We start from the raw sequence: 11,849 nt of genomic DNA, 5'->3' as shown, positions 1-11,849 counted from the left end.
GTTCCTTAACTGATTGATAATTAATAAGACATTATTAAAAGGAATCAACTAATGGCATCATCTATCGCAATAGTTCGATTATTGCAGCAATTATTGAAACTAAGTCATCGTCAAAATAAAACGATTGATAAGTATCAAGTGAAGTTTTTAAAAAAATTGCAATCTACTTCAACTGTTGCAGCTGAAATAGAACTTTTTGATGAATATACCCAACAGCTTGAAAGCATTCCAAATAATTTAGATGATAAGCTTTTAGAAGGTCATTTAGTTTCTCGCCAATCTCAAGCTCAACTGCAACAGATACAGTCACTTTCAGGTTCTATTAAAAGTAGAATTGAAGAGATGAAAAGCTGCCCTGAGCCTTACACTGTTATTGAATATCATTCTGAATTAAAAGAGCTCATTAAAATTTATCAACGAGCGGTTATTGAGCTAAGCAAAAATGTAACAAAACCTGAAATTGATAATAAAGCTGACGTTGAATTTATTAATGATGAATTGCAATTACTCATTCTTGAGTTAGATGTAGGTCAAGCTTTTGTTAAAAAGCTTGACCAGGTTCGTCTTAAAATACGTAATGAAAATGACCCTTTTAGTTTACCTCATCACTGCTTAGAAGTTATTACGATCATTATTGATAGCACGCGTGAGGAACGACGATCTTCACGACACTTTTTATACACATTAAATGACAGCCTAACGCAATTTTATTTAAACTTTGCACAAACCTTAAAGATAACTGAAACTGATTTTGAAAAGCAAAAAGAAGCCTTTCTTGCGATAAAAAATAATGCTGAATTATTAAAAGAAACCAGTGAAAAAGAACAAAGTATCGAAACCTTACGTGAGCATATTTCAGAATATGTTACTGATGTACAGGAAGCGATGGCTGAACAAGAAAAACAACAAGAAGAAAAATTCCGCTGTAAATTTCAAGGAATGGTTAGGCAAATTAAAGAATTACAAAATGAAACTCAAAGTTATCAAAAAACACTTAAACAACAAAACAAACAATTACATATTGATTTTTTAACTAAAATCCCAAATCGTGCAGCGTGGAGCGAACGTTTAAAGATTGAAGTGACACGTTTTAAACGTTATAAAAATACGCTTAATATTGCCGTTATTGATATTGATAATTTTAAATCTATTAACGACAGCTTTGGCCATTTAGCTGGTGATAAAGTACTTAATGTAATTGCACAAACATTGCAAAAATCTATTCGTAATGCCGATTATATTGCCCGTTATGGTGGTGAAGAATTTGCTTTATTATTACCAGAGATATCTCCAGCACAAACAGAGTTGGCATTAAATAAGTTACGTGATCGTATTAAAAAAATCCCTTTTCAATTCAAAAAAGAAAATTTATCAATCACCATCTCTATTGGTTTTACTACATTTCTACTTTCAGATGACGCAGATGATGCTTTCGAACGTGCGGATACAGCGTTATATCAAGCTAAAAATACAGGTCGCGATAAAGTTATCTTTTTACCAAAAGATAATGAATAAGCTTTCATTAGGAATAATTAAAACACTTTAGTTTATTTTTATTTCAATTATTTATAATAAATTAATGCTTTTAGATAGCTTATCAACCTCACTAAGTTAGTCTTAACAGACAGTTAAAAGGAGAAGCTATGATTTCACATATTAGTCCCGTTGGTAGTATGGCACTACTTTCTCAATTAGAAGTAAATCAACTTAAATACAGTGCCTCTTGCGAAACTTATCAATTATTCAGACAGTGCTCTTTAGCCGTATTAAAATCAGGTAGTCATACGGATAGCAGTAAAGAGATACTAGAAAAACATAAAGATTTTGAAATTAATGTACTTCATCAAGAACGTGGCGTTATTTTAGAGCTGCTAAACCCACCTGAAGATGCTTATATAGATGGTTCTCTCATTAGGGGCATGCAAGATCACTTGTTTTCTGTATTGCGGGATCTATTGTATGTAAATACACAATTACAACCCGCTGCTTCATCAGAATTTAATAGCGAGCAAGCCACCAGTTTAGTGTTTTCAATCCTACGTAATGCCAATGTATTAAAAGCGGGTGTTGGGCCTAGTGTTGTTGTTTGCTGGGGTGGTCATTCAATCAATGATATTGAATTTGCTTACACACGAGAAGTAGGTAATCAATTAGGTCTAAGAGAGCTCAATATCTGTACAGGCTGTGGGCCTGGCGCAATGGAAGGCCCGATGAAAGGTGCGGCAGTTGGCCATGCAAAACAGCGTGTTAGCAGCGGTCGTTATATTGGTTTAACAGAGCCCGGAATTATTGCGGCTGAACCACCTAACCCGATAGTGAATGAACTGGTTATTTTACCTGATATCGAAAAACGTTTAGAAGCTTTTGTTCGTTTTACCCATAGTATTGTTATCTTCCCTGGTGGTCCAGGTACAGCAGAAGAGCTGTTATATATTTTAGGGATCATGATGCATCCTGAAAATAAACGTCAGCCCTTACCTATTGTATTAACCGGTCCAGCAAGTAGCGTAGATTATTTCAAAGCAATTGATGATTTTATTGTTAATACTTTAGGCACAGAAGCACAAGCGCATTATCAAATCATTATCGATGATGCTCCATTAGTGGCGAAACTGATTAAAAAATCAATGCATCGTGTTAAAGAGTATCGAAAAGCGATCGGTGATGCTTACTCATTCAACTGGACACTAAAGATTGCTGAAGACTTCCAAGTTCCTTTTATTCCTAACCATGAAAATATGGCTAATTTAGTTTTACATCGCGACCAACCAAAAGAGCAATTAGCATCAAACTTACGACGTGTATTTTCAGGTATTGTAGGGGGTAACGTTAAGGATGAAGGCATCAAATCAATTGAAGAAAATGGCCCATTTTTACTCACAGGTGAAAAAGATTTAATGTTACGCGTTGATAAACTATTAAAAAGCTTTATTGAACAAGGTCGCATGAAACTACCAGGCTCTGTTTACACTCCTTGTTATAAGATAAAAACATAATATGAGTGCTTCCTTATTAATCATAGATGCAATGAATTTAATTCGTCGTATCTATGCAGTCCAAGAAAAGCAAAATGCTAAACAAGAGTTTGCCTTGAGTGCTACCAACAACACCGCCTGTAATGCGTTACAAAAAATGTTGCGAGCACACCAACCGACTCATGTTATTTGTGTTTTTGATAGTCACCAAGAAAGCTGGCGCCATCAACTATTACCTGAATATAAACAAGGTCGAAAACCAATTCCCCCAGCATTAAAAGCATATTTACCGACCATCCAAGATGCTTTTTATGAAATGGGTATCGAATCTTTAGTCACAGAACAAGATGAAGCGGATGACTTAATTGCAACGCTTGCTTGCAAAATAACAGACAGACAACAACGTTGTATTATTGTCTCAACGGATAAAGGCTTCTACCAACTGCTGAATGCTTACACCAGCATTTATGATTATTTTCAGTCGTTACATATGGACAGCTATTATGTAGAGCATAAGTTAGGGCTTAAAATTAATCAGTTAACTGATTATTGGGCGATCACTGGTATTAGTAGTAGTCATATCAAAGGAGTAGAAGGTGTGGGTAATAAAGGCGCATTAGCATTGTTACAACAATATCAAAGTTTAGATACCATGTTAGCTTACACGCAAACAGAATCAGTTGATAAGCGCTTGTTAAAAGTACAACAACATCATGATGATGCTTTATTATCAAAACAATTAGTGTCATTAAAAACACAAATTAAACTTGGTTTTAATTTGAAAGACTTACGTTACCAAAAGAAATAATGTTTTAGACTTTAAGCAATGGCTAGAAGTGCAAATATTGAGTTATTTTAATGAACATTATATCAAATTAGATGACCAATAGACTTACCCCCCTGAAATACGCGATATGAGTTAGCACTATATGCATTAATATGCTCCTCGATAGCGTTATTTAACATCAGTTGGATTATAAAAGATCTTAATGTCACCAAGGGAAAATGGCTTAATTAAAGATATAGGTTGCCGTAAATAGTTACTCACTTTACTAAACTTATATCACCGAAGTAAGTTATGTTAACCAGTAAAATAGATCCGCTATTTATTCGGATTGATAGTATATTTTTATAAAGTGAAAGTGACTAATAATTAGTCACCATACTCATAAATGAATGATGGAGTTTTAACCGTGAAAAAATTATTAATCCCTATCGCTGTAGTTGCCGTTGGTGCTTCTGCTTACATATATCAACAACAACAAAGCTCAGATGATAATAATGTATTAAGCTACGTACCTTCGGATACTCCATTATTTACAGGGCAATTAACACCATTTCCTATTAAAGACTACATTGCTTCTTCTCCACATTTAATTGATCCGTCAGATCAAGCTCAAATAGAAGCTTTACATGATCAAGAAACACCATCATTGCACTTCTTAGCTAATTTAATGAAAGCTTATCAAGATGGTTTAAAAGATGCCGACTTATTAGTTAAAACTTTTGGTTTAGCAGATCAAGTACGAGGTTACTTTTATACTTTAGGTTTATTACCTGTTTTTAAACTTGAAGTTGTAAATCCACAAGCTATCTGGGATCTATTAGATAAAAATGAACAAGAAACAGGTTTCATACATAAAGAAGGCAAGCTTAAGGATGTGACTTACCGTACTTATCCGCTGACAGAAAACAATAATGGTAAATCAATCAACCTACTAGTTGCACAATCAAATGGCATATTAACCATCACTATCGAAGGTGATTTTGTATCTGAAGATCTTTTAGCAATGGCACTCGGTTTAGAAAAGCCAAGTAAATCTTTAGCTGATACAACCACTATTTCAGATATCATTGAACAACACCAATTCTCAGATGCAAGTGTTGGTTTCATTAATAATATTGAAATTATTAAGGGCTTAACCAGTAAAGATGGCAACCAACTTGCTAAACAATTAACTGAACTTAGTAAAGAAGAGGGTCAAAACCCATTTGAAATGCTACAAACAGAAGTCTGTAAAAATGAGTTAAATAGCATTGCACAAAACTGGCCTCGTACTGCCTTCGGTTATACTCAAGTAGATATCAGTAAAGATGAATCAACGTTAGGCTTTTCAGCTATAATCGAAAGCAAAAACCAAGCAATATTAGGTGCCCTTAAAGCATTACGCGGTTTTATTCCAAACTATACTCAAAACTTTGAAAATAACGTCATCGCAACGTCAATTGGATTAGATGTTAGTCAACTATCTAACTCTCTAACCACTATTTTATCCGATCTAACAACACCAAGCTTTCAATGCGCTCCGCTTGCAGATATTCAATATCAAATTAAAGCCAGTGGACAGTCTTTGGCAATGTTAGGTATGGGTGCAAATATGGCGGCAGGCGTTAAAGGGATCAGTGCGGCAATCTTTGATTACAGTATTTCTGAAAATAATGACCAAGCACAACTTGATAGTTTTGATTCATTACTAGCAATCCATCTTGATAATCCAGTCGCTACTTTTAACTCACTAAAAATGTTTGTTCCTCAATTACAACAAATTGAATTAACCGATAATGGCCCAGCTGTTTCGTTAAACAAGCTATTCCCTACACCACCGGAGTTAAACCTAGATGCAAAATTAGCGATCAAAGGTAACCATTTAGTTATTTATAATGGAAACAAAGGTTTACAGGAAGCTGAAAAATTAGCACTTGAGAAGTTATCAGCTAATGGTATTTATCAATTATCTTTTGATGCGAAGAAAATATTAACGCCAATTTCAGATGCAGCGAAATTAGCAGGTGAAATCATCCCAGAAGAGGCAATGTTCTTAATGGATTATGATGCGCGTATGAATATCACTTTAGAGATTAACGACCAAGGCATACGCTTTGACTCAACCGTTAACAATAAATCACCGCAAAAGTAGAGTCTGTATTTTTAATAATACCTTTTCCATTATTTAAAACTGGCTTCGGCCAGTTTTTTCTTTCTAACACTATTTTATTTCTACCTCTAATACCAATAGAATTAAATAAGTGATCAGAGATTGCGCAGGAAAAATTAACACTAATAAGGCGTGAGTTGTAGGAGATAGTTGTTCTCACTCCAAAATTCACAACGCAGTTAGGGGTGATTTTAACCAGCAAGAATGATCACTTTATTAATTCTTTTGGTATAGTTACTCTTGTTCATTTAATGATTACAGTGATCATTAAAATCAGTTATTCTACGCGCTTAATAAATTTACACTCTATTATACCAATCACAATAAATAGCTTATCTATTTTACTGGTTAAAACAGCCCACTTCCTCGTTGTAAACTTCGTAAAGGGAACGGCCATTAAAGTATTAACATCTTTTGGTTAATTCTCGATTAACGAAGTTAATCTTCGAAAGGCTCAATTTTCGCCTTGAATTGAACTGTTTTCTCTGCGCAAAATATAGATAAAAAATTTAATATAATCGGTATTATTAACCTCATAGGCTTCAAGGAATCAGGCCTTCAAACCAGCTAGTAACGGAAAAATTATGTTAGAAAAATTATTTAAACTAAGCGCGAACAACAGCAATGTAAAAACAGAAATTGTTGCTGGCTTTACCACTTTCTTAACCATGGCTTATATCATTTTTGTTAACCCATCAATGTTATCAGCAACCGGTATGGACTCAGGTGCCGTATTTGTAGCAACATGTTTAGCAGCCGCGTTAGGTTGTTTTATCATGGGTTTTTACGCTAATTACCCTGTCGCATTAGCACCTGGAATGGGGCTTAATGCCTTCTTCTCGTACACAGTTGTTTTACACATGGGATACACTTGGGAAGTAGCATTAGGTGCGGTATTCCTATCGGGTGTTTGCTTTACTTTATTAAGTTTATTTAAAATTCGTGAGTGGATAATCAATTCAATTCCATTACCAATGCGTAAAGGTATTGCAGCAGGTATCGGTTTATTCCTTGCTCTTATCGCACTTAAAAATGCAGGAATTGTTGTTGCTAACCCAGCCACATTAGTGAGCTTAGGTGATTTAACCGCATTACCAGCAGCATTAGCTTGTTTAGCGTTTATCGCTACGATCGCATTAGCACATTACCGTGTTAAAGGCGGTGTAATGATCGCTATTTTAGGTGTGACGATTATTGGCTTGTTAATGGGTGACGTTCAATACACTGGTATTATGTCTATGCCGCCAAGTATTGCCCCTACTTTCATGCAAATGGATATCGCTGGTGCATTTAATGTTGGCATGATTAGTATTGTTTTTGCCTTCTTGTTCGTCGATTTATTTGATACGTCAGGCACATTAATTGCCGTAGCAGATAAAGCAAAACTATTAGATAAAGACGGCAATTTACCACGCTTAAGCCGTGCTTTATTAGCCGATAGTGGTGCATCGATTGCAGGTTCAATGTTAGGTACTTCTACTACAACAAGTTACATCGAAAGCGTATCTGGTGTTGCTGAAGGTGGTCGAACTGGTTTAACTGCTGTTGTTGTCGGTGTGTTATTTTTATTAGCGTTATTTTTTGCACCATTGGCTGGTATGGTACCCGCTTATGCTACGGCAGGTGCTCTGTTATATGTTGCGGTATTAATGGTCGGTGGGCTAAAAAGTATCGATTGGGATGATATTACTGAATCTGCACCAGTAGTGATTGTTGCGTTGATGATGCCATTAACATTCTCAATCGCAAACGGTATCGCAATTGGTTTTATCGCTTACGCAGCGATTAAGGTTGCAAGCGGCAAGTCAAAAGACTTAAGTCTCAGTGTTTGGTTCTTAGCTATTTTATTCCTAGCTAAACTTATTTTCTTCCCTGGTTAAGCGAACACTAAGATTATTGATGAGCATTCATAATCTATAATTAACAATTAACAATCGACATTAAAAAGCCCCGCTTTATATCTATAAAGCGGGGCTTTTCTTTACTTACTTTTCAATGAACCGATGAGATAGCAAAAAATATCTGTATTGTTCTTCTACAAACACTGTTCTACTGGTTATCGACGAAACTGTTAATATTATCCACGACTTTACCTAGTAAACATTCACGTGCTTCTACACTTGCCCAAGCGGTATGAGGCGTTACGACTAAACGGTGTGATGCTTTTAATGATAAATAAGGATGATTTTCTGCCATAGGTTCAACGGCTAAAACGTCTGTTGCGTGATAGATATCTCGAGTCTCTAACGCCTCTGCCATCGCAACTTCATCAATAATACCACCTCGTCCTAAATTCATGATCACAGCCCCCGCTTTTAACTGTTTTAGCTGATTGGCACCAATCAGGTTTTCAGTTTGCGCATTAAATGGGGCATGAATAGAAATAACATCACACTCACTTAATAACGTTTCTAAGCTAACTTGTGAAATGCTTTGTTGTGTATTTTTACCTGACGTCGAGTAATAACAAACATCACAACCAAATGCAGCAGCAAGTTCAGCAACACGTTGTCCAATAGTACCCATTGCAATAATGCCCCAACGCTTACCTTTTAGTTCATAAAAAGGACGTTCTATATGCGTAAATATTGGACTATCACACCATTGTTTGTCTGCAATATATTGATCGTAATAACGACTTTGGTGAATTAACTGAAATAATAAAGAGAAAGTAGACTGGCTAACACTTTCAGTGGAATAACCAGATACATTTTTCACTTCTATGCCGGCTTTTTCAGCAGCCACTAAATCAACATTATTAGTGCCTGTTGCTGAAATACAAATTAGTTTTAAATCAGGATTATTCGCCATATGCTCAGCAGTAATCACCACTTTATTAGTGATCGCTATCTCTTGCCCTGCAAGTCTTTCTGATGTTTCTTCTGAACTCGTTGTTTCATAAACAGTTAACTCACCTACCCCATCAAAAACAGATAAATCACTATCACCTAACGTTAATGCATCTAATAAAACAATATTCATTTCTATTCCTTAATACAAAAAAGCTAATAAATTGAGAGTCTTAGATATACAGGATTTTTAAGTAGAAGTACAAATTGTAAATATTAAAAGGTCAGAAGAGAGAGGAGCATTAAATTATTAAAATTAACCGTAGTAGTAATAAATCAACCAAAGATAAGCGCATAGTTAAATACTTAAGTGCTTAAGTGCTTAAGTTTATAGATCGACTTTATTTATTAGCTATATCCTTACAAATAAAACAGACGCTGAATAAACACATCGATTGCTGTACTATTCGCGCATATTTTCTAAAATCATGTCAACGATAAGCTAACATAAGTCATGGTAAGCCAAAACAACGTGGTCAATAGTCAATACCATCACTAACATAATCAGTAATCACATGATTAGTAATAACATTGAATAAATGAGTAGTAAGAATGAGTGAAGATAACGAATCACATTTAGTGAAAAATCGAGAGTGTGGCGAATGTACAGCCTGTTGTGTTGAACTGCTTATTGATGATAAAAATTTCAAGAAACCAGCTAACCAAGCTTGCGAAAATTTAATGGAAGCTGGCGGTTGCAAAATTTATCAGCAACGCCCTTCTGTTTGCCAAGACTGGTACTGTGCATGGCGCTTTATGGGGCAATTAGATGACAGTTGGCGCCCAGATCTGTCAGGCATCATGTTACGTTCTGATGAAAACGGCATTATTTTTCAGCCAATACAAGATCCTAAGGTTGTTTTAATTAGAGATCGTGCAATAGAACTGATTGGTGGAGGTGTGGCACAGGGTATTCCGATGTCATTATCTATCCCAACAAAAGCGGGATACCGTAGTTATGGGCTGTCTTTAAATGAACCGTTAGAAGAAGCGGTACAGTCTAGAAATTTAGTTATCATCCAAGACAAGCTACTAGAACTGATCGACTTTGCCGCATCACAAAATACGAGTCCGATTCCCATTCTTGAAGTTTAACGTTGAAATCTAAAACTGAAGTCTAAAATTAAAGCTAAAGCATAAGGCTGAAGGTTTAGCTTTAATTATTCTTAAATAATAAAAAAGGTAATCATGCTTAATGCAGGATTACCTTTTTTAGTTTTAATTTATTAAGTGTCTTTTATAAAAAGTAAATAAATTAAGCTTCTAAATCAGCCAACATTTTTAACGCCACTGCTTCAGCTATTTTAATACCATCAATACCCGCAGATAAAATACCACCAGCATAACCAGCACCTTCACCACCAGGGTATAAACCTTGTGTGTTAATACTTTGGAAATCATCACCACGTTTAATTTGGATTGGTGATGAAGTCCGTGTTTCAACACCGGTTAGCATCGCATCTTTACTGTCAAAACCACGAATTTTCTTAGCAAAAGCAGGTAATGCTTCACGAATGGCATCAATAGCAAACTGTGGTAGTGCTTCGCTTAAATCGGTCATTTTTACGTTTGGTTTATAAGATGGTTCAACATTCTCATAAGGTTTACCGCTACCTGCAGCAAGAAAGTCGCCCACCATTTGAGCAGGTGCATCGTAATTGCTGCCACCCATGATATAAGCATGGCGTTCTAGTTTACGCTGCAGCGCAACCCCTTGCATTGGGTCGTTATTAAAATCTTCAGGTGAAATACCAACAACAATCGCACTATTCGCATTACGCTCACTACGTGAATACTGGCTCATACCATTCGTTACAACAGCATGTTCTTCAGACGTTGCTGCAACAACAACGCCACCAGGGCACATACAAAAACTATAAACACTACGGCCATTTTTACAATGATGTACAAGTTTGTAATCGGCAGCGCCTAAAATGGGATGCCCTGCATTAAGACCAAATCGAGCTTGGTCAATCATCTCTTGTTTATGCTCGATACGGAAACCAATAGAGAATGACTGTGCGTCCATGTGTACGCCTTTGTCATGTAACATTTGGAAAGTATCACGGGCACTATGACCAATCGCTGCGGTGACATAACGAGAGTGAATCACTTCGCCACCGTTTAACGTCACACCAGTAACTTGTTTATGGCCGTCAACCTCTTCCATATTAATTTCTTCAACACGTGTTTCGAAGCGGATCTCACCACCCAACTCGATGATTTGGCGACGCATTTTTTCTACCATGGTCACAAGCTTATAAGTACCAATATGTGGTTTACTTACATAGATAATTTCAGCAGGTGCGCCCGCTGCAACAAATTCTTGTTTTACCTTTAAGCCTTTGAAACCAGGATCTTTAACTTGACTATACAATTTACCGTCAGAGAAAGTACCCGCCCCACCTTCACCAAACTGTACATTTGATTCAGTATTTAACTCACTGGTACGCCAAAAACGGAATGTATCTTTTGCACGTTCATGAACAGATTTTCCGCGTTCTAATACGATCGGCTTAAAGCCCATTTGTGCCAACATTAACGCTACGAATAAACCACAAGGACCCATACCAATAACAAGTGGACGCTCAGTTAAACCGGCAGGCGCTGTCGCAACGTATTTATAATCGGTATCTGGAGAAACACGTACGTTTTGATCTGTTTCAAAATCACTCAACAATTGTGCTTCGTCAACATCAATTAACGTGATATCGAGCGTATAAATAAGCGTAATGTGATTCTTCTTACGGGCATCATAACCACGTTTAAATACATGAATATTAACCAATTGCTGTGCTGTAATATTTAGCTTTGTTAAGACAAACTGCTGCAACGCATCTTCATTGTGGTCGAGCGGTAATTTAACTTGGTTGAGACGTATCATGATTCACCTGAAAAGTGGCTTAAAAAATAAGCGCGTAGTTTACGTGATCTGTTTAGGAAATGTAATAATAGCCAGCATATTAAATAGCGATTTAATCATATTCGTTTAGTGAAATTTGAGGAAACCTTTAAACAACGACTTGCTTAACGGCTTTTATCTGACAACAGTAATAAAAAAGACCAACATCTATATTAAGCCCTCTATA

8 protein-coding genes are annotated in these 11,849 nt (G+C 36.1%); 6 read left to right on the top strand and 2 right to left on the bottom strand.

The window, feature by feature from the left end:
- Positions 1 to 51: 51 nt before the first annotated feature.
- The 5 genes from GQR59_RS02725 to GQR59_RS02705 all read left to right on the top strand — a co-directional run bounded on the left by GQR59_RS02725 (position 52) and on the right by GQR59_RS02705 (position 7,791).
- Complete coding sequence (locus tag GQR59_RS02725; protein WP_160060605.1) at positions 52 to 1,515, top strand: GGDEF domain-containing protein; 1,464 nt, start codon at positions 52 to 54, stop codon at positions 1,513 to 1,515.
- 128 nt (positions 1,516 to 1,643) lie between these two features.
- Positions 1,644 to 2,996 carry a nucleotide 5'-monophosphate nucleosidase PpnN gene (gene ppnN / locus GQR59_RS02720; protein ID WP_160060604.1) on the top strand — a complete coding sequence of 451 codons (1,353 nt, stop codon included), beginning with the start codon at positions 1,644 to 1,646 and terminating at the stop codon, positions 2,994 to 2,996.
- Between the two features lies 1 nt (position 2,997).
- Entirely contained in the window at positions 2,998 to 3,783 is a 786-nt protein-coding gene (xni, locus tag GQR59_RS02715) for a flap endonuclease Xni (protein ID WP_160060603.1), read from the top strand.
- Between the two features lie 385 nt (positions 3,784 to 4,168).
- Positions 4,169 to 5,893: a hypothetical protein gene (locus tag GQR59_RS02710; protein WP_160060602.1), complete on the top strand. Its 1,725-nt coding sequence runs from the start codon at positions 4,169 to 4,171 to the stop codon at positions 5,891 to 5,893.
- Between the two features lie 602 nt (positions 5,894 to 6,495).
- The gene (locus tag GQR59_RS02705) at positions 6,496 to 7,791 is read left to right on the top strand and encodes an NCS2 family permease (protein ID WP_160060601.1); all 1,296 of its coding nucleotides are present in this window, start codon (positions 6,496 to 6,498) and stop codon (positions 7,789 to 7,791) included.
- A 169-nt stretch (positions 7,792 to 7,960) separates the two neighbouring features.
- Here the strand turns inward: GQR59_RS02705 and GQR59_RS02700 are convergent, their stop codons facing one another.
- Entirely contained in the window at positions 7,961 to 8,893 is a 933-nt protein-coding gene (locus tag GQR59_RS02700) for a D-2-hydroxyacid dehydrogenase (protein WP_160060600.1), read from the bottom strand.
- A gap of 419 nt (positions 8,894 to 9,312) precedes the next feature.
- Between GQR59_RS02700 and GQR59_RS02695 the strand changes: the two genes are divergently transcribed.
- Positions 9,313 to 9,855, top strand: a complete 543-nt coding sequence (locus tag GQR59_RS02695; RefSeq protein ID WP_160060599.1) for a hypothetical protein — start codon at positions 9,313 to 9,315, stop codon at positions 9,853 to 9,855.
- Between the two features lie 160 nt (positions 9,856 to 10,015).
- Here the strand turns inward: GQR59_RS02695 and GQR59_RS02690 are convergent, their stop codons facing one another.
- Positions 10,016 to 11,644 (bottom strand): NAD(P)/FAD-dependent oxidoreductase, encoded by a 1,629-nt coding sequence (locus tag GQR59_RS02690; protein WP_160060598.1) that lies wholly within the window; start codon positions 11,642 to 11,644, stop codon positions 10,016 to 10,018.
- Positions 11,645 to 11,849 lie beyond the last annotated feature (205 nt).

It is taken from the genome of Psychromonas sp. L1A2 (assembly GCF_009828855.1).
Lineage (GTDB): Bacteria > Pseudomonadota > Gammaproteobacteria > Enterobacterales > Psychromonadaceae > Psychromonas.
The sequence above is the reverse complement of the archived record's forward strand: the minus strand, read 5'-3'. Positions and strand labels throughout refer to the sequence as shown.